Source organism: Alteromonas sp. ABV2_168 (genome assembly GCF_056161165.1).
Window position 1 is genome coordinate 88,027 of the sequence record NZ_JBSWYQ010000011.1, and the last position, 19,519, is coordinate 107,545.

Genomic DNA, 19,519 nt, shown 5'->3' on the forward strand with positions numbered 1-19,519 from the left:
TTAAAACTGAATGCAGACGTGAAGATTTATTTCTTCACGCCTGCATTGGAGACAGGGCTGTTCAACTAAATTTATAAAATAAATAAAGGATTGGCTCTTAGTTTCATGATACTAAGAGCCAATGTTTTAATCTCTGAGTTTTCTGGCTTTCAGGTCAATCTGGCGAATTTCATTTTCTCCACTATATTCCAGCTCTGTAACTAAGATGGAGCGTCTGTAATAGCCGCCGCCTTCCTTAATGCTATCGTGATAAAAAATATAGTTTTTATCTCCGTCCTGCAATATGGCCTGATGATTAGTATTTATGTTCAGGTAGTCAATGATTACACCCTGGTATTCAAAAGGACCAAGTGGAGAATCGCCGGTAGCATAAACAATTTGACCAGGCCAGCCAGTTGAAAACGTGAAGTAGTATTTTCCCTCATGCATATGAAGATACGGAGCTTCTCCATATTGTTTCTTTTCGTCACCGGAGGGGAAATCAGTAATTTCAACATCACGGATTTCACTGGCTAAACTGATCATGTCGCTGCCCAGCATAACAACTTTAGGCACCCGGGTGCCGAAGTACATATAAGCCTGACCATCAATATCAATGAACAGTGCAGGATCAATGGGTTCGTCTCCTGCGTTATTATCCCGTGACTTTTCAATAAGCGCTTTATTAATAGGATCGACAAAGGGACCTTTCGGGTTATCACTAACAACAACGCCTATTTGATCGCCGCCTACTGGTGCATAAAAATAATATTTTCCATTTCGCTCAATAGCTCCGGGAGCCCATGCTTTGGCGTCTTCTGCAGCCCAACTGAACACGCTGTTATGCAAAAAAGAGCCTTCATCATTCCAGTTCACAAGATCCGTAGAGCTAAATAACCGCCAGTCAGTAGAGTCCCAGTATTTACCTGAGTTGTCTTCATCATTTGTAGCATATACGTAGTACGTATCACCAAACTTATGTGCTGAAGGATCTGCACTGAATCTGTCTGATATAATAACTTCAGCGCCTGCAGGAAAGAGCACGGTAAGCGCTAAAGTTAATTTTGAAACTATCCCCGCTTTCATCTTCATATTCCTGCAAGCGTTAATTATTGGAGTGAGTAAAGGTACAAGTGTCGCGCTACCAGCTAATCGATTTTGCAGGAATGTATTTGTCTAACAGCTTTTTGTATTTGGCTTCTAATATATGCTGTGGCGGCAAATCCGGTGTTTTGGAATACAGGTCTGCTTTTTGAAAAGCTTTCAACAGAGGTAGCATTAACCAGTCAAAGTCGGATGCTAGTTCACTATAAGCCATGCTTCCGTTTTGCGGTGTGTGCCAAGGGTAAAATGAGTGGTAGCGTAAGAGGTAAAGCGACTCTTTATTAAGGAGACTGCCTTGTCTCATTGCTTCATAGATGTATTCATCGTGTCCCCAGCTCATATCTACTGCATCAAAACCACAATTCCGGTCGTATTTCCCGAACTTTGTGTCAGATATATTTTCATAAGCAGGGTAATCCTGACTAAGGTGAAAATACTTCTTGTCGTAAAACACATTGGAAGATGCAAACGGAGCACCTACCGGATAGGTATCGCCTACTACACACCATTGCTGTAGTTGGCCAAAACGTGGCAGTAACATCACTTTGCCGAGATCATGAATAAAGCCTGTAAGCGGGAACCATGACCAGTCATCTATATGACTGTACAGTGTTTTTATTGTATTTGACTCGTATAGTTCACGCCATTTCCCGGGTAATTCAGACCAGGCTTTATGTTTGAACAGAGTTTTTATGGATAGGTCATCCCGTAACTCAGTCTCATTTTTCATTGCAAATTCACAGATGGACTCTGCCGACTGATAAGCATGAATAATTTGTGGTAAGTCGCTGTCAGGATCGCTTTCATCAACAATGTCTTCAAGAAGCTTAAATACCTGATACACGTCCATCGAGCCATAAGCGAGCTTAAAATAATGTTGCTTTTTTTCTTTCACGAAATCAACCGTCTGGTTTGTTTGCATTTCGCGATATGTGCGCTCAACTCTATCCTGGAACTTGGAGTCGGTGTAGTTTCTGAAGTTGTCAGATGAAACTTCCAGGCTCTTTTCAGTTGTAATCATTTTAAATTTCCTTGTAAAACTAATTGCCCAGATGACCCAGCTTTCGGGTTGGCAATCCTGTATTAATATTTTTCTCTATTGTTTCCAGAGGAACGCCTTTGGTTTCAGGCACCTTGAGTAAAACAAACATGAAGACTATGAGTGAAATAGTGCCATACAGGGTAAAAGTGACGGCGATTCCCAGGTTGGCTAATATGGTTAAAAATGTTGCTGAAACGAGAAAGTTTGTTGCCCACTGAATGGCAACAACAAAACTCATGCAGGTACCCCTTGCGTGTAGGGGGAAAATTTCAGCGATAAGAAGCCAGAACAGAGAGCCCAAACTTATGCAGTAACCAATGATAAAAGTCATGAGAAAAAACAGGGCAAAATACGCTGATGTGCTGGTCATTGTATTGTTCAACAGTACGACCAGAGCGAACAGGCTCAGTGCTGCTAACAGTGAGCCGCAAAGTAGAAATTTGCGTCTTCCTAATTTGTCGATGAATGCCAGTGTGAGAATAGTGAAAAGGAAGTTCGTTACGCCTAACCCCAGAGTGCCAAACATTTGTGTTTCTGCTCCGGAAAAGCCAATATTCTTCATGATGTACGGACCATAATACATAACAGTATTTATGCCCATCATCTGTTGACCAATCCCCATAAACAACCCTATTACCAGGACTCCTCTCAACTTTGGATTTAATAACTCCCGAAAACTAGCTTGTTTATCATTCAGTGTGCTCTTGATGAGGTCGAGTTCTGTCTTCGCACTATCCTTACTCATACGAATTTTAGATAGGATTTTTAGCGCTTTTTGCTCCTGGCCTTTTTGGGCAAGCCACTTTGGAGATTCAGGCATAAACCACATGCCTACAGTAAGAATGACTGCCGGAACAATGCCGCTTAGAATCATCAACCGCCAGTCTCCCGAAGAGGTCAGTGAAAAATTTACTAAAAATGCAATTACCTGTCCTCCAGTAAGGAACGCGCCGTTCCATAGCACGAGTTTCCCCCGTGACTGAGCGGGAGCCATCTCAGCGATGAACAGAGGCGTCGCAAATGAACCTGTTCCAACAGCAAAGCCGAGGATAAAACGACCTGCAATCAGCGCTGCAACAGATTGCGCATAGGCTGCCAATAGGGTGCCTGCAACGAATATGCATCCAGTAATCACTAATACCTTTCGTCGACCTAAAATGTCTGTTGCACGTCCGCTGGAAATCGCGCCAAACAGAGCTCCTAATGCACAAGCACTCACTATCCATTCTATTTGTCCGATTGAAGCACTGAATTCCTTTTCTATGAATGGAGATGCCCCCGCGATAATAGCGGTGTCAAAACCAAATAATAATCCGCATGTTGCAGATATACAGATTGTGATAAGTAAATATGGGTTGAATCTGGACATAACTTCCCTAAATTTTTTCAATAATTCCCAACGCACAACTGCATAATGAATACATTGACTTGACACCGGTGTCATAAGGGTTATGTTATTTTGTTGTTACTTGTGTGTCAAGTTAACGTGAAGTGTTGATTTCAGAAAGAGAAGCGCATAGGGATTTCAATTTATAAGCCGAATATTCCGTCAGCTAATTTGGCGGTATCGCTTAACACAAAGCATGAGTTGCAGAGGAAATTGTTGGGATAACAGCCCGATGGAACGCTTCTTCAGGAGCCTTAAAACCGAGTGGATTCCAACAACTGGCTACCGGAACTTTACTGAAGCAAAGCAGAAGATTGGTGATTACATTCATGGCTAATACAGCCGACTGAGACCGCATTCATACAACGGTGGTTTAACACCGAATGAATCGGAGAAACGTTACTGGAATAGCTACAACGATGTGGCCAAAATTACTTGACCACTACAGTTCCCCTAGAAGACTATTGGATGATGATAGATGCAAAGAGGAGCTAGATTAACTGAATAAAAGACTGTTATGACATTTTCGCCAGCATTATTTATGAACGCTGTAGCACATGTGTAGCACAGAGGAAAATGGTTGGTGATTACTAACGTTAGAAGTCTTTAAAAATGGTGGCCCCACCTGGACTCGAACCAGGGACCTAACGATTATGAGTCGTGTGCTCTAACCAACTGAGCTATAGGGCCATTCTAACTTTAAGAAGCTTGTATGGAGAGCCAGTGTTTGCTGCAGAACTGCGCACTGGTTTTTACAAGCGGGGCGAAGTATAAGCAGTTTTTTGTGGCTTGTCACCCTATACAGCCTGTGAATTCAATTGCCTGGCGAAAAGTTGTTCAGCCTGCAGTTGTAATACCCGGCGGTTAAAGTTGTTAGTAAAAAGCGTATGGCTTCCGCGCACCTCATTCTTTGCCCCGTTAGTCTTTTGTCTGGTTGACGAAATGGTGGCTGCCCGCTCACTATGGTGGCGGTGTAAGTTTTAAATTAAGCGTAATTATGAACATGAAATGGATTTTCCTGATCCCGGCTTTTCTGATGCTGACAGGCTGCGGCGATCTGTTCGGGAGCAGCAGAGCCCCCGGAGATATCCCCGTGGAATTTACCGACCTCTCATTAGGTGAAGACTGTGCCTGGGAAGTCACGGTGGATAAAGATCTGTGGAAAATAAACTATCTGGCTTTTTATCTGAGCCAACCGGAAGTGAAAGTGGAGGGCAGATGGGTACCACTGAACTTCGTCAATAACGGCTGGCAGTCAGATAAAGTCGCCTTTTTGCAGTTTCATCATGCCTGCGATAAAAAGCTGAATAACAATCATATTCTGTTGGATGCCAATGAAGCTTTGCTAAGCAGAGCTACAGAACTGCGCCTGACGATGGGGCTTAATTTTGATGAGAACCATTCATTGCCTGTGGAACAAACACCGCCGCTGGACAAACCAACGATGTACCAGTCGGTGAATGCCGGACATAACTTCTTCCGTGTGGAATTACAAAATACCCGCGAGCCGGGCGCCATCTGGTCGTTTTTACTGGCCAGCGGAGGATGCAATGGAGTGAATGCTGAAACGAAGCCGTCAGATTGTGCGTTTCCCAATCGTGTAACGGTGAAGTTACCTATGGCCCAGAACGTGTCGGACCTCAGCTTGCTCGCGAAGCTGCAACAAATTCTGTTCCGCGTTGATTTAAAAGCGGTTACGGAATGTAATATGGCCGGTTCTCACGATAAAAGCTGTGAAAAAGTCATGAAAAATCTCACCGGTAGGGAATGGTTGCGTTGGGACGCGCCTGAAAAGGTATACCTGAAATCCTGAGGGTATGAACGTAAGTCGGTGGTTTAAGGCGAAATTTGCCTGTGGCGTAGTGCAAGGTTTCAGATTCTTTGCTATCTTTCCTTTACACTAATTTTAGCCAGCCAGCATGGAGATAAGAATGACTGAGAAGCCCTTCCTGGTGAGTGGCCGCAATACAATCATCCACAAAGTTCGCAAGTTTGATTTGTTGATTGTTAACGGTGACGAAAATCCGCCGGTAATCGTGACTTATAAAGGTATTAAGCGCTACGAGGGAAAAATTCCTGATAACAAGCGTGAAGCCAAAATGATGGACATGGAACTGGTTGATATTACAACCGGCGATGTTTTCGGTGACGAAAAGACACTGGTGTTCATTCAGACACTGAATGGAAAAGAATACAAGGTTGATTACAGCAAAGCTGAAACGCCTATGTTCATTAAAGTGCATCAGGACAGCGCTTTCTGATCTGCCATTGAACTACGCCTTCCGGAGCCCGGCAAATATCCCGGGCCGCTTTCAAACAGAACCTGAACTGACCTGCTTAATTCTTTTCCTCCCTCGTTTTTTACTCATCTTCTTACTAAATATGAATGTGACAAAATGTGTTTTTAGCACGATGTATTCCTTCTGTTGCCGATAAGTGAACGGCAAAAAAATGTTGTTCATCGCAAGATCTCAAAACTTTGCGATTCATCGATTCTTCACAGTCCTTTTAACAACACTTCTCTACGTTATCAATATCCTGACCATCGACCTGATGGAAGGTGATTTTAACAAGGAGACGACCATGAAATCTAAACTTCCCAAACGCAACACCGCGTTAATTGTCGCTGTTATCACCAGCGCGTCATTCATTATTCCTGTGACAAGCTCAAATGCAATTGCCGCAACCTATCCCAGATGGCTTGAGAGCAGCCTTGTATCTGTATGTCATGCTATCCGTAAGGATGATACCCGTGCTTTAAAAAACGCAGTAAGAGATTCGAGGGTGTCACTGAAAGTTCTTCATGAAGGATTAGTCTGTAATGGTGAAGATATGATGTCCTTTGCAGAGCGCCACCGTGCAATGGACACCAGTGAATTGATCGCGAGACGACTGAAGCTTCAGGATGAAACATTAACAGCCCGGCGTTAACCCCGGCAGGTACGAACATGGAAAGTCAAAACGGTACCGGCAGCCACACAGAAGTTGTAGCCGGTCCGCTACCCCTGCTTAATGTACTGGTGATGATTGAGAATGAGCAGTATCATTCGTCACTCAGGCTGATATTAGAAGATATCCCGCAGGTTGGATGTGTGACAATATGCCGTACCCCCGAAGAACTTTACTGGTTTAATGGTTCCCGCAACTCAATATTAATAAGTTGTCTCAACTCTTTTGCTGTTACCGGCCCTCACCTATGTCCACTTGTTATTGCCGGCAGTACAAATGAGGAAGCTTTAAAGGCCTTCGCTATCAATGCTGGAGGATTTATCTCTATGCCTCCTTCAAAGGAAAATGTCCGGTCTTGCCTGCAACATCAGCACGCACTGTTCAGTGCCCGTACGGAACGCGCCGGTTATGAATCCGCTTGTAAAACTATTTCGCTCCAGGCTGGTATTTCCGTAAGCGCACTGAAAGCGAGGTTGAACCGTCAACTTAACCACCCGGGTTTTGAACGTCGTCTGAGTTTACGTTGTGCGGGTGAGTGGACATATCTTGAATATGGCGACATCATTTGGATAGAAGCTGCAGGGGACTATCTAGTTGTGCACTGTCTGTCTGAAAATCATGTTGTCCGTTGCTCGCTCTGTGATATGCAGCGCAAATTGCCGGATCAATTTACGCGTATCAGCCGCTCAGCCATAATTAATTGTACTGCTATTGTCAGAATCGATGAATGTTGCAGGCGCCCCCGGTTTATTCACTTGTCTGGCAACATAAAACTTAAGATAAGTCAGCATTATGCGATGAGAACATCACGTATCAATACTTCGAACTAAGACCATTGTCGGTTGTGAGACCCGGTCTCTGTCAGATACACTGCCTTATCTTCATTAACACGGACGCCTATGAATAACCTGCTGCACATGCTTGCCGGTCTGGCTGCGATCTTTCTTTTTTATTTCTGCGGAGAGATGCTGGTAAGAGTATTGGCACTGCCGTTTCCCGGCACACTCGCCGGACTGCTAATGTTGCTCGCCTTTCAGTTTCTTTGCAGGAAAACTCCTGTCGTGCTGATATCGGGCGGGGCCCCGCAGTTAAGGCATATGGCGATGCTTTTTGTTCCTGCTGTGCTGGGCGTTGGCGTCTACTGGCAGCAAATCAGCGAAAACCTGACCGGCATCGGGTTAGCCATCATTGTTTCAACCACTGTCAGCCTGGGCCTCAGCGGATGGATAGCGCAACGTTTATTGCAATCTGTTGCTGTAGATTCAGAAGAAGATGCCGGCTTATGACTGTTGTACAGGCATTTAATGACTGGTTTGCAAGTGTCTCAGCGCTCGTTGTGCCTTCTTTTTCAGCAACGGGATTTATCTGGATAAGTATAACTATTGTGGCCTATTTACTCGCATTATCCGTTGCACGCAGAACCCGCGGACATCCGCTGGCGAACCCTGTTCTGGTCACTGCGGTGATCACCGGCATGGTTATTTTGATAAGCGGGCAGGGAACGGGTAATTATCAGCATGAGGCGGGCTTTATTCACTGGTTACTGGGGCCGGCCACGGTAGCGCTGGCAATCCCTATGTATGCCCAGTGGCAAAAAATTCGTGAACTGGGCTGGCGTCTGGTTCTGGCGGTATTTTTTGCCGGCGTCATCGCACCGTTAACAGCATGGCTGACAGTGTGGTTTTATGATGCACCGCTGGCTATTCAGATGACCATGCTGGCGAAGTCCATTACTACGCCGCTGGCGATGGAGGCGACTGCGCAAATCAATGGTATTCCTGCGCTGGCTGCTGTATTCGTTATTACTACAGGCATCGTGGGGGCGGTAATTGCGCCGGGAGTCTATCACTTGTTAAATGTCACTCTGCCGCAAGCCCGTGGTGTCGCGCTGGGGGCTGTGTGTCATGCAGTGGGGACCGCCAAAGCATTGCAAATGAGCGAGCGCACCGGCGCGCTGGCAACGTTAGGGTTGTGTCTGAACGGCATCATGACGGCCATTATCCTGCCTTTATTGTTCGCGTAACAGAGTCATCAGCAGGATGCTGCGTTTAAAAAATAACCGCCGTGTTACACCAATGACGAATGGAAATTACTCAGAATCCTGCTATCAATGTATAAGGGATTCAGTTGACTGAAAACTGTTGTATGCACGGTGTACAATGTTCAGGGTCAGACAATTTCTGCAAAAGATTTCGCAATTCTGCGAAGGCTAAAGGAAGGTAATCTTTTTACATGATTTCGGTATTGGTTTGTGACGACTCGCTGGTAGCACGCAAACAGGTAGCAAAGTGCTTGCCGCCTGACTGGGATGTCGCTGTTCATTTCGCCAAAAATGGTCAGGAAGCGGTTGCCGCTTTAGAGCAGGGTAAAGGACAACTGTTATTACTGGATTTGAATATGCCGGTGATGGACGGATACGCCACCTTGCAGGCCATTCAGGATAAGGGGCTGAAAACCAAAGTTGTTGTGATCTCCGGGGATATACAGCCCGAGGCTCATGAACGGGTAACCCGGCTGGGAGCACTGGAGTTTATTCGCAAGCCCGTGGACCCTGCAACGCTGGAAAGCGTGCTGGTTAAACATAATTTGCTGGAAAACGAGCCGGAAGTTGAAGAGTCCGTTGAACTGGATCCGGATATCCGCGACTGCTATCAGGAAATCACTAATATTGCCATGGGACGGGCGGGTGACCACCTTGCGCGGACGATGAATGTGTTTGTTCACCTGCCTATCCCCAATGTGAATCTTATTGAAGCATCTGAAATGCGCATGATGCTGTCGGATATAGACAGCCATGAGCAGGTAACGGCAGTGTGTCAGGGCTTTATCGGCTCAGGGATCCGCGGCGAAGTCATGTGTATTCTCAGTGATTCCAGCTTTGAAGATGTGGCAAAAATTCTCGATGTGCAGGAGGATGTGGACGATCAGTTGCAGCTTGAGTTGCTAATGGATGCGGCCAGTATTCTTATCGGCACCTGCCTTACTGGCCTGGCGCAACAAATGGACGTGACTTTTGCACAGGGGCAGCCCATTGTTCTGGGGCAGCACCGTGCGATTACCGATATTATTCAGACTAATCAGGTGAAGTGGAAACGTACTCTGGCAATTGAACTGAGTTACGGGCTGGAAGGCTACAATGTGAACTGTGACCTGTTAATTCTTTTCACCGAAGACTCTATGCAAACCATGAACGCCAAACTTGCTCATTTACTGGAGGATATGTAATGCAGGACAGTGAATTAGAGCAAATGCAGTCTTTCCACTGGATGATGGATATGCTGCAAAGTGTTGATGTTGGCATTATCGTTCTGGACAGAGCATTTCAGGTAAAGGTATGGAATGGCTTCATGGAAAGCCACAGCGGCCTCTTACCCAGCGAAGTGCGTGACAAAACCTTATTCAGCATTTTCCCTCACATCAATGAAAGCTGGTTTGCTAAAAAGTGCAAACCTGTATTCGAGTTGAAAACCCGGGCATTCATGACCTGGGAACAGCGGCCTCATTTGTTCAAGTTTCACAATTACCGGCCGATTACAGGTAATGAGCCGTACATGTATCAGAATATCACACTGGCACCTTTAACATCGGCGAACGGGAAAACCGACCATATCAGCGTAATGATTTACGATATGACGGATATCGCGTCCGGTAAAAAGCAACTTGAAGCGTTGCAGGTGAGCAGTGAAGAACGCAAGGAAAGACGTTCACCACAATAAACTGAATACACCGGCGTTTTCTTTTTCAGAGGGTAAGACGACGTGATGTTTCGAATTTCTCCACACCTTCCGTGCCGGCACGGATTCGCCGTTTTCTTGATGAGTCTCGTGCTGAGTGCATGCGGCGGAGGCGGCGGTGATGACTCCGGTGGCACGCCTACTAATCCCAATGCGATTTACGTGAATGCCGGTGCCGACATTGAAGTACTGGAGGCCACGGACGCCAGTTTGAGTGGCAGTGCTACAGGCAATACCGACGGCGCAACCTGGCGCTGGTCTGTAACGCCTTCTGCCACTATCACGCAGGATGACAATACAGTAGCAGACGCGGTTTTTACTGCACCTGTCGTTACCACAGACACGTCGTTTGTTGTTACCCTGACTGTCACCAATAGCAGCGGTAACAGCGATTCTGATACCTTAAATATTCTGGTCAGGCCGGTAAATGTGTCACCGACAGCTGTGATCACGCCGGAGCAGGAAGCCGGTCAGCCGCAGAATACATATTCTGCCGGCAGTACCGTGGAGCTGAGCGGGTTGGCCAGTACAGACGAGGATGCTCCGGATTCAGCAAACCCCATTGCAGCCTGGGAGTGGCAACAAACTTCAGGTAACAGTGTTTTAAATGGTATCGCCACCGATCAGCCTTCGATAACCATTACTATGCCGGTGGAAACCAGTGCGCAGGCGCTGACACTGACGCTGACGGTCACTGATGCAGAAGGTGCTACAGATACTGCCACTGTCACTTTGAATACATTGTCAGAAAGCCAGACCTTGCCGAAGGTCAGTGCCGGCAGCGACCAGGCGGTATTCAGTGGTGAGCGGATTGTCCTCAATGGCGTTGCAAGTACGACGGTATCCGCCGGTTTACCGCTACTCAGCGAATGGGAAGCGTCAGGCAGTGCCGGTATGGTCCGCGATGCAGATGCTCTTTCAACGTATGCGATTGCGCCGCAGGTCGATGTGGAAACGCAAATGAGTTATACCCTTGCCGTGAGTGATGCCTTCGGTCATATCGTCTATGACGAAATTTTCGTTACCGTCCGTCCCATGCCCGTTCCTTTGTTAAACGACACCGGCGTTACAGTGCAGGCGAATAATACAGCCTACGCCAATACCCAGCAGAACGATTTTCCCGGTCAGGACGGACAGCGGGGCGGTGATGTGATCAGTGCTGCCGGTTTCCTCGAAAAGGCAGGCCGTGGTAAAGCGGGTTTTGATTTCACCAAACTTAATAGCAACGGTGATGAAGAAGACGATACGTCGCAGGCCTGGTCTTGTGTACGCGATAACATCACCGGTCTAATCTGGGAGAAGAAAACCGACGATGCCGGACTTCGTGATGCAGATAACACCTATTCCTGGTTCTTCTCTGCGCAAAACGGAGGTTATCAGGGCCCGCAAACTACGACTACCGCCAGCTGTACAATGACTAACTGTAACACCCAGGCGTATGTCAGTGCGGTAAACGCTCAGGGCCTGTGCGGATTCTACGACTGGCGTATGCCGACACATCAGGAGCTGATGTCGATTATACATTTCGGCCAGCCCAGCGGCGTGATGCTTGATGATGACTACTTTCCTTTCGCCGGCACACTGGCGGCCGGTGAAGACAAGTTATGGTACTGGACCCGCATGCCAAGTGCTGACGGCGTGTCCGGTGATGCGGCACAAAATGCCTGGGCACTGGACTTTGCTTCCGGCCTGGATAACTTCTTAATCAAATCGAGCCCGGCGCGTGTGCGTCTGGTAAGGGCAGGGAGATAAGCATGAAACCTGTATTTGTATTGTTATGCTGGCTGTTTTCGGCGTCTTTAATGGCTCAGACCTGTCTGGGTGATGGTATTGAAACCGCCGGCGAGGACGATTTTGAAGATTTGGGTGACGGCGAAGTGCTGCATATTGAAACTCAGCTAATCTGGCAGCGTTGCTCACTGGGTCAGACCTGGAACGGGACAACCTGCACAGGCACTGCCACTAAATATAACTGGCAGGAAGCGCTCATTGCGGCGCAGGAAGCCGATGCCGTTGACCTTGCAGGATTGCGTTTACCTAACATCAAAGAGCTGTCGACCATTACTGAACGCCTGTGTGTACGCCCTGCGATTAATGAAGCTATTTTCCCCAATACACCGCCGGATGATTTCTGGACATCAACGCCTTCACTGGAAGATCCGGTACGTTCCTGGGTAGTCGCATTTTTTAACGCCAGTCACTCAATCAAAGAAAAGGACAGATTTGTTTACGTGCGTTTAGTGCGCACACAGCTTGATTAGCCGTTAACAGCCCTTATAATGCCGCGATTTATTCAACCTGAATTTTAGCAGGTTGGACTTGTCGCGGCTTTTTATTTAGGGGTAAGGCGTACACAATGCTACGCATGAGAATGCGAAAATTACTATCTGCTTTGCGAGTTCCGCTGGTGTTTTTCACCACGGTGCCTTTTTGTGCGTCAGCAGATATATCCTGTGACATCGACTTTGCCTATGGTCTGGTGGTTAACGAACATCAGTTACGGATCCTCGATAAGAGCCGTACTGTCGTACAAATCAACGACCAGGATCAGCTGTTCGTAAAAGGTCGCTGGCAAAACCTGAGTGTACCCGAGCGCCGCTGGCTCCGTGATTATTCGCGGGGACTGCATTACATTGTTCCCAAGATGATTATTCTGGCGACTGAAGGTGTAGACTTGGCAGCAGATACCGTGGATAACGTATATCAGGGGCTGGTGGGAACCGATCACGAAAGTTACGAAAAGCTGCAGCACGCAATGAAGCGCGTGCGTAACCGTGTTAAAGACAAGTTCCGTCATGCCAGCAACCATTACTTTATCGGCCCTGGATCACTGGAAAGTGTCGACCACTTTGTCGACAGTGAAATTGAAGCTGAACTGGAGCAGGCTATCTCAATGTCCATCGGCGGTATTCTTTCAGCCATTGGCGGCATGGATGAAAACCGGGTAGATTTAAGCAGCGAAAGGGTGGAAGAAATCACCCGTCAGCTTGAGGCCGTAGGTGAGCAACTGGATTTTGAAGCAGGGCCGGCATCACTGAACAATAAAGCGCAGTGGTTCTGTGACAAACTACACCGTCTGAATAACCTGGAAGAAAAGCTGCGCAAGCATATCCCTGCGCTGAAACCTTACGACATTATTATTTCGGAATAAATCGTTAAACAAATGCTGAGAGCAGACTGTTAAGGTATCGTCTGCCTTTTGCCGTCACCTGCCAGTGCAACTCCGATTCTTCAATCAATCCCTGCTCGCGGGCTTTAGAAAGCTCTGCTAATTCCTGAGATGATAATGCCTGTCCGGTAAAATCAGTAAAATCCTGCTTGGGGCAGGGTTCCACAAGGCGAAACCGGTTCATGAAAAATTCGAAGGCTAAATCTTCTTTTTCTACCGTTGAGGAATTATCAAGATAGGGGCGGGCAATATCCATATAGCCTCTGGGATGCTTCACTTTTACTGTACGGACTATTTCACCGCTGTTGATATCTGTGATTTTACCGTGAGCACCACAGCCTATCCCCAGGTAATCACCGAAGCGCCAGTAATTCAGATTGTGCTGACACTGGAAGCCGGGTTGGCTGTAACCGGAAATTTCATACTGTTCAAAGCCGGCAGCTTTAAGCCTCTTATGCCCCTGTGACTGGATTTCCCATAGAATATCATCATCGGGCAGCTCTGGAGGCTTTGAGTAAAACGGTGTGTTGGGCTCAATGGTGAGCTGATACCAGGAAAGATGGCGTGGAGACATGGCAATGGCACGGTCTAAATCGTCCAGCGCATTTGAAATACTCTGATCCGGTAAGCCGTGCATCAAATCCACATTAAAACTGTTCAGCGGTGCAGCCTTCGCCAGAGTGATGGCCCGGCTTGCCTGGTCAGTATCGTGAATGCGGCCAAGGGCTTTAAGGTGATGGTTCTGAAAGCTCTGGATCCCCATGGAAATCCTGTTTACTCCGGCCTGAGCATAGCCGTCAAAGCGTCCCGCTTCCACAGTACCGGGATTAGCCTCAAGAGTGATTTCAGCATGCTCAGACAACGCTACCCGTTGTTTAACGCCGTCCAGCAGGGTTGCTATGGATTCTGCGGAAAACAAGCTTGGCGTACCGCCGCCGATAAAAATACTGGTGATCTCGCGTCCTTTTACACGGGCTGCGTCAATAGCCAGATCGTCCAGCAAATGGGCGACATATTCATTTTCAGGAAGTGATGACTTCAACCCGTGTGAGTTGAAGTCGCAGTAAGGGCATTTCTGAACACACCAGGGAATGTGGATATACAGGCCCAGTGAGGGATTACGCAAAAGTTTGTCTCATTTGTTCGAGCAGAAATGCCATGGCCTGACCACGATGGCTGATTTGATTTTTAACCTGACGGTCCAGTTCAGCGGCGGTACATTCATGGGAAGGTACATAAAACACCGGATCATACCCGAAACCGCCGTGACCGGCCTGAGAATCCGTAATCGTGCCATGCCAGTAACCCTGACTGATAAGCGGAACCGGATCGTCTGCATGACGCATGAACACCAGCATACAAAAGAAATGTGCACGACGGTTTGCTTTACCATCCAGCGCTGCCAGCAACTTATCAATGTTATCACTGTCGCTGGCCTGTGCTCCGGCGTAGCGGGCGGAATAGATACCAGGCGCACCGCCAAGTGCATTCACTACCAACCCTGAGTCGTCTGCAATCGCCGGCAAGCCGCTGACTTTAGCTGCATGACGGGCTTTGATAATGGCGTTCTCCACGAATGTGGTGCCTGTTTCCGGAACGTCTTCCACGCCGAGTTCTTTTTGCGGAACCACGGTCACGTTCAGCGCTGAAAACAGGCGGGTGAATTCCTTCACTTTGCCGGCGTTACCGGATGCCAGTACAATTTTTTCCGGAAATGACATATCAAACCGTCCTTACTGATTACTTACTTTTCTTTTTCGCTGTGGCGGCTTTTTTCTTTTTGGTCTTTTTCTTCGCGGTGTTTTTCGGAGCTTTATGCTTAGGCCGCAAATCTTTTACGAAACGGGATTTAAGCGGTTCACCGGTGTAACGCTCAACTTTGCCTACCATGTCGAAGTCGTGTGCTTCAATCAGTGATATGGCGGTACCTTTTGCGCCTGCACGACCTGTACGGCCAATACGGTGAACGTAGATGTCGGCCTTGCGGGGCATATCGAAGTTGATGACATGACTGACGTTAGGTACGTCGATACCACGGGCAGCAACATCGGTTGCCAGCAGTACGGGTACTTTTCCGGATTTAAACCGTAGCAGGGCGTCATTGCGTTTATCCTGCGGCATTTCTCCCTGCAGCCAGCACACTTCAATTTTCTCTGACATCAGAAAATCTTTCAGTGCCTGCAGGCGCTCGCGGGTTTTTATAAACACCACCGCATTGGTAATGTCGTTTTTAAGAATATGCACCAGCATGGCCTGTTTGTGGGCCATGTCATCCGCCAGGTGATACCACTGATGAGTTTTCGCTTTTTCCTTCCGTGAAGGATTCGCTTCTACCTCAACCGGATCATTAAGAATATCGCGGGAAAAAAACTTCACCCCCGGCCCTTCCAGTGTGGCGGAGAACAGCATGTTCTGTTTACGCCAGCGGGCTTCCGAGGCAATCTGACCCACAATGGCACCAAACCCCATGTCGAGCATACGATCTGCTTCATCCAGGATAAGGCATTCAATATTGCGACAATCCGCAGACTCTTTCTCGATATGCTCAAATAAGCGCCCCGGCGTGGCCACCAGGATATCCAGATTCTGGCTCAGTGTTTCTCTGTCAGTACCATAGTTTATGCCGCCGGTAATTACGCCGCATACCAGTTCGGTATAACGGGTAATTGCCAGTGCCTGCTCATACACCTGTAAGGCAAGTTCACGGGTTGGCGTGAGAATCAGGATGCGTGTCGAACCGGGTTCCCGACGTGGGAAATCCAGCAAAAACTGGCACGCAGGCAGCAAAAAGGCCGCCGTTTTTCCGGTTCCGGTGGGGGCCGATGCGAGGATATCTTTGCCGTCCATCGCCGGCGGGATCACGAGAGACTGAATGGAAGTCGGGTTTTTAAATCCCATCTCCGTAACAGCCTGACAGAGGCTGTCATCAAGCTCTAATTCTTCAAAGGTCATTCGGTGTTTTTGCGTCGCGAAAATAAAGGCATATTGTAGCACCTCACCGCTGTGTTTTGATAACTATTATCCCGAAACTGCGCCTTCAGATTCATTCACAACAGAATTGGCATAGCTGAGCAGTACGTGATAAGCCGTCTCTTCGTATTTTCCGAACTGCGGCTGCTGCTTTGCCTTGATTTTGGTGAAAACGGGTTGGGTAAGTCCGGCCATGAAGCGACTCAGCAAGACAGGTGTCAGCATCTGTGCCGGCAGCTTTTCAGAAAGCCAGTTGCGGGCCAGTTGCATGTCAGTGGCGATATTGCCGGACTGAGCTTCTGAGTTATCACGGCTGAGACTCAGTGGTTGTCCCCTGCATACTGAGCAGTGCCCGCAGTGTTCAGGTGCATGCTGATCGCCGAAGTACAATGCCAGATTGTGATTCAGACAGCGGTCGAGATTGAAAAAGCGCAGCATGGTAGCAATACGGGCAATTTCTGATTCTTCATTCTTGCAGGCATACTGATAAAGGTTGCCTGCAAGATCGGGGGTGATTAACTCGTGGTTCACCCGGTACACATCGGTGAGTTGTTTGGTTTCCAGTTCAGCCTGGCCGTTGTCAGCCAGTTGCTCCAGCAGACTCAGCACCATTCCCCTCAGGAATCCTTGGTGCTGAAGGGCGTCGAAATCCGGAACGCCCCAAATTTTCCTGAAGCGGGTGTGGCTGACGATGGCGTCGAACAGTCCCTGATGTTCCTGCGGTAAGTGCTGTGTAATTTGTTCAGGAGTCGTCAGCCACTTTACCTTTACGTCTTCGTAGTAGCTGTACTCAGGTTCAACTGCGCCGGCGAGTTCCAGCTGCACCAGCAGCGTCTTCAGTGGTAAAGGACGAATATTGGTGGTTTGCGACAGCGACCAGGCCCTGGTTTCCCACTGACCATTTTGTGTGTTGGCCGTGATTTCATTAAGTAGTGTATCAATGGCATGCTTTTCAGGTGTGTCGCCATAGACAAAGTTTTCCAGCACGTTAATGCCGTCCAGACTGGCCAGCAGTACGCACCGGCTTTTCTGTCCGTCACGTCCGGCACGACCGATTTCCTGACTGTAATTTTCTATGGATTTCGGGAGATCGTAATGCACCACGAAACGGATATCTGCTTTATCGATACCCATACCAAAGGCGATGGTTGCCACAATGATGCGTGTTTCACCCGCCATAAAGCGATTTTGAATAGCAGCACGGTTGTCGTTACCAAGGCCTGCATGATAAGAAACCGCAGAATAACCTGCTGCTTGTAACTCTCCGGCAAGTTCATCCGCCGTTTTTTGCTGGGTTACATACACAATGCCGACGCCGGCAGTTTCATCAAGTACTTGCGTGAGCAACGGGAATTTACCGGTGTTCTGTGCCGGAATCAGGTCTATGTCCAGGTTAGCCCTGTAGAATCCTGTTTGTACGATGTGCTGCAGGCCGATATCGAATTTCTGCGCCATGTCTTTTTGTACCCGGCGCATCGCCGTAGCGGTGAGCAACAGCACCAGCGGAATGTTCAGTGACTGGCGGTAGCGGGGCAGTTTCAGATAGTCGGGACGAAAATTGTGCCCCCATTCGGAGATACAATGGGCTTCATCCACCACCAGCATGGATACAGGAATGCTGTCGATGAAGCGGCGGAAGCGCTCGTTTTTAAATCGCTCTACCGAAATCATCAGGATCTTAAGCTCACCGTCCCGTGCCTGCTGCATCACCTGCTGGCTGTCTTCTTTGCTCAGAGTGGAATCCAGGCTGGAAGCTGCAATACCCTTACTCCGCAGAAATGCCAGCTGATCATGCATCAGCGCAATGAGCGGCGAAATCACCAGTGTGAGATGGGGCAATTGTGTCGCGGTGAACTGATAACACAAAGACTTCCCTGAACCGGTGGGAAACACCGCCAGCGAAGAATGACCGGCCAGAAGCTGCTCAATAGTCTGTTGCTGACCTTCGCGGAAACCGTCGAAGCCAAAACGTTGTTGAAGCTGTTGTATCAGGGTGTGCATATTGTTATTCAATAAGTGATTTAGACTGATATTAATCGTTAACCAGATATCTTATGACTGGCTATGAGGACTGATTTGCCGGCAGGTACTCCGCAATAATTTCCATACGGGCCTGATCCATGGCTTCGCCTATTTGCGGTCCCCGCAGGCCCTGTTCAACAAAGGCTTTGGCGCTCAGCTTGCCAGCCTTGCTGACCGCTTCATTCAGTGCCGTTGCTAAATCATTGACCATATCTGAGGGGGCCGTTATCAGTGAGCATGCTGTAATAAAGTCAGTGAAGCGTTCCGGTTTACGCCAGGCGTCGCACTGATTACACAGGGCAAGCCAGTCTTCTGCCTGGTTTGATGCGGTAAAGTTCTTGCTGAAACGGCTGATCAGGATCGCCAGTCCGGTGTATTTGTTGGGTGCTTTTATCCGCTCACACAACTTCTCTGTTTGTTCCGGTGAAACGTCTGCAAATAGCAGTGCCCAGCGAATGTCGTCACTGCATTGCGCCGCAGCTGCCCGCTGAAGTCGTAAGTCACTGTTTGCCCGGGACGGGATGAGCTCCAAAAACCAGTAACTGAGTGCATCAGCGTTTTCAAGCACCTGAAAATAGACTTCAGGATTCATTTCTCCCAACGCACGGATAGTCTCCTTCCATACACGCTCTGCCGTGAGATGGGCAAGTTCGCCACTGTCAGCCATGGAGCGCATGAGCGAAGCGGTTTCATCCGCTACGGTAAACCCGAGATAAGCATACCTTGCTGCAAAACGGGCAACACGGAATACCCGCAGGGGATCCTCACTAAAGGCTTCAGACACATGCCGCAATGTGCGGGATTCGATATCTTCAACGCCCTGGTAAGGGTCAATCAGATTGCCGTCTTTGTCTCTGGCGATAGCATTTACGGTGAGATCCCGACGGATCAAATCCTGCTCCAGCGTGACGTCAGGTGCAGCGTAACAAACAAAACCGGTGTAACCGCTGCCGGATTTTCTTTCCGTGCGGGCAAGGGCGTACTCTTCTTTGGTTTTCGGATGCAGGAACACTGGGAAATCTTTCCCGACCTGTTCATAGCCTTTGCTGAGCATCTCCTGTGGTGTGGCACCTGTTACTACCCAGTCCCGCTCTGTTACCGGGCGTCCGAGTAATTCATCCCGCACTGCGCCACCCACTAAATAAACATCCATAAACCCATCA

Annotated in this window: 19 protein-coding genes, 1 tRNA gene and 1 pseudogene; 12 read left to right on the top strand and 9 right to left on the bottom strand. The window is 48.2% G+C overall.

The window, feature by feature from the left end:
- Nucleotides 1-126: 126 nt before the first annotated feature.
- From ACXAH4_RS16175 to ACXAH4_RS16185, 3 genes are read right to left on the bottom strand one after another with little or no spacing between them, the layout of a single operon-like run.
- A complete protein-coding gene (locus ACXAH4_RS16175; RefSeq protein WP_474846333.1) occupies nt 127-1,065 on the bottom strand; it encodes a family 43 glycosylhydrolase in 939 nt (312 codons plus the stop codon).
- Nucleotides 1,066-1,120: 55 nt separating this feature from the next.
- Nucleotides 1,121-2,104, bottom strand: a complete 984-nt coding sequence (locus ACXAH4_RS16180; RefSeq protein WP_474846331.1) for an inositol oxygenase family protein — start codon at nt 2,102-2,104, stop codon at nt 1,121-1,123.
- A gap of 19 nt (nt 2,105-2,123) precedes the next feature.
- The gene (locus tag ACXAH4_RS16185; RefSeq protein ID WP_474846329.1) at nt 2,124-3,494 is read right to left on the bottom strand and encodes a sugar porter family MFS transporter; all 1,371 of its coding nucleotides are present in this window, start codon (nt 3,492-3,494) and stop codon (nt 2,124-2,126) included.
- 151 nt (nt 3,495-3,645) lie between these two features.
- Here ACXAH4_RS16185 and ACXAH4_RS16190 point away from each other — a divergent pair.
- Nucleotides 3,646-3,951, top strand: a pseudogene (locus tag ACXAH4_RS16190) (integrase core domain-containing protein); the annotation flags it as partial.
- Nucleotides 3,952-4,125: 174 nt separating this feature from the next.
- Here the strand turns inward: ACXAH4_RS16190 and ACXAH4_RS16195 are convergent.
- Nucleotides 4,126-4,202 (bottom strand) — tRNA-Ile (locus tag ACXAH4_RS16195).
- 313 nt (nt 4,203-4,515) lie between these two features.
- Here ACXAH4_RS16195 and ACXAH4_RS16200 point away from each other — a divergent pair.
- From ACXAH4_RS16200 to ACXAH4_RS16250, 11 genes are all read left to right on the top strand, one after another.
- Complete coding sequence (locus ACXAH4_RS16200; RefSeq protein WP_474882647.1) at nt 4,516-5,325, top strand: MbnP family protein; 810 nt, start codon at nt 4,516-4,518, stop codon at nt 5,323-5,325.
- Nucleotides 5,326-5,443: 118 nt separating this feature from the next.
- Nucleotides 5,444-5,773, top strand: a complete 330-nt coding sequence (locus ACXAH4_RS16205) for a hypothetical protein (protein ID WP_119500423.1) — start codon at nt 5,444-5,446, stop codon at nt 5,771-5,773.
- 322 nt (nt 5,774-6,095) lie between these two features.
- Nucleotides 6,096-6,443 carry a DUF3718 domain-containing protein gene (locus ACXAH4_RS16210; protein ID WP_474850924.1) on the top strand — a complete coding sequence of 116 codons (348 nt, stop codon included), beginning with the start codon at nt 6,096-6,098 and terminating at the stop codon, nt 6,441-6,443.
- Nucleotides 6,444-6,460: 17 nt separating this feature from the next.
- On the top strand, nt 6,461-7,291 hold the full coding sequence (locus ACXAH4_RS16215) for a LytR/AlgR family response regulator transcription factor (protein ID WP_474850926.1): 831 nt from the start codon (nt 6,461-6,463) through the stop codon (nt 7,289-7,291).
- Nucleotides 7,292-7,360: 69 nt separating this feature from the next.
- Nucleotides 7,361-7,747 (top strand): CidA/LrgA family protein, encoded by a 387-nt coding sequence (locus ACXAH4_RS16220; protein ID WP_474882648.1) that lies wholly within the window; start codon nt 7,361-7,363, stop codon nt 7,745-7,747.
- Nucleotides 7,744-8,484, top strand: coding sequence for an LrgB family protein (locus ACXAH4_RS16225; protein WP_474850930.1), 741 nt, complete (start codon nt 7,744-7,746; stop codon nt 8,482-8,484). The genes ACXAH4_RS16220 and ACXAH4_RS16225 overlap by 4 nt, the downstream gene beginning before the upstream one ends.
- Nucleotides 8,485-8,693: 209 nt before the next feature.
- Complete coding sequence (locus ACXAH4_RS16230) at nt 8,694-9,686, top strand: response regulator (RefSeq protein WP_119500426.1); 993 nt, start codon at nt 8,694-8,696, stop codon at nt 9,684-9,686.
- Nucleotides 9,686-10,177 (top strand): PAS domain-containing protein, encoded by a 492-nt coding sequence (locus ACXAH4_RS16235; RefSeq protein WP_474850934.1) that lies wholly within the window; start codon nt 9,686-9,688, stop codon nt 10,175-10,177. Before ACXAH4_RS16230 ends, ACXAH4_RS16235 begins: the two co-directional genes overlap by 1 nt.
- Nucleotides 10,178-10,276: 99 nt before the next feature.
- Nucleotides 10,277-11,947 carry an Lcl C-terminal domain-containing protein gene (locus ACXAH4_RS16240; RefSeq protein WP_474882650.1) on the top strand — a complete coding sequence of 557 codons (1,671 nt, stop codon included), beginning with the start codon at nt 10,277-10,279 and terminating at the stop codon, nt 11,945-11,947.
- 2 nt (nt 11,948-11,949) lie between these two features.
- Nucleotides 11,950-12,456 carry an Lcl C-terminal domain-containing protein gene (locus ACXAH4_RS16245; RefSeq protein ID WP_303574488.1) on the top strand — a complete coding sequence of 169 codons (507 nt, stop codon included), beginning with the start codon at nt 11,950-11,952 and terminating at the stop codon, nt 12,454-12,456.
- A 95-nt stretch (nt 12,457-12,551) separates the two neighbouring features.
- A complete protein-coding gene (locus ACXAH4_RS16250; protein WP_474882651.1) occupies nt 12,552-13,346 on the top strand; it encodes a DUF2884 family protein in 795 nt (264 codons plus the stop codon).
- Between the two features lie 4 nt (nt 13,347-13,350).
- Here the strand turns inward: ACXAH4_RS16250 and hemW are convergent, their stop codons facing one another.
- The 5 genes from hemW to ACXAH4_RS16275 form a co-directional block, all read right to left on the bottom strand.
- Entirely contained in the window at nt 13,351-14,490 is a 1,140-nt protein-coding gene (hemW, locus tag ACXAH4_RS16255) for a radical SAM family heme chaperone HemW (RefSeq protein WP_474882653.1), read from the bottom strand.
- Nucleotides 14,483-15,085, bottom strand: coding sequence for an RdgB/HAM1 family non-canonical purine NTP pyrophosphatase (rdgB, locus tag ACXAH4_RS16260; RefSeq protein WP_474882654.1), 603 nt, complete (start codon nt 15,083-15,085; stop codon nt 14,483-14,485). The genes hemW and rdgB overlap by 8 nt, the downstream gene beginning before the upstream one ends.
- 19 nt (nt 15,086-15,104) lie before the next feature.
- A complete protein-coding gene (gene srmB, locus ACXAH4_RS16265; RefSeq protein WP_474882655.1) occupies nt 15,105-16,316 on the bottom strand; it encodes an ATP-dependent RNA helicase SrmB in 1,212 nt (403 codons plus the stop codon).
- Between the two features lie 66 nt (nt 16,317-16,382).
- Complete coding sequence (locus ACXAH4_RS16270; protein WP_474882656.1) at nt 16,383-18,335, bottom strand: RecQ family ATP-dependent DNA helicase; 1,953 nt, start codon at nt 18,333-18,335, stop codon at nt 16,383-16,385.
- Between the two features lie 61 nt (nt 18,336-18,396).
- Nucleotides 18,397-19,509, bottom strand: coding sequence for a tRNA nucleotidyltransferase/poly(A) polymerase-related protein (locus ACXAH4_RS16275; protein WP_474882701.1), 1,113 nt, complete (start codon nt 19,507-19,509; stop codon nt 18,397-18,399).
- Between the last annotated feature and the right edge of the window lie 10 nt (nt 19,510-19,519).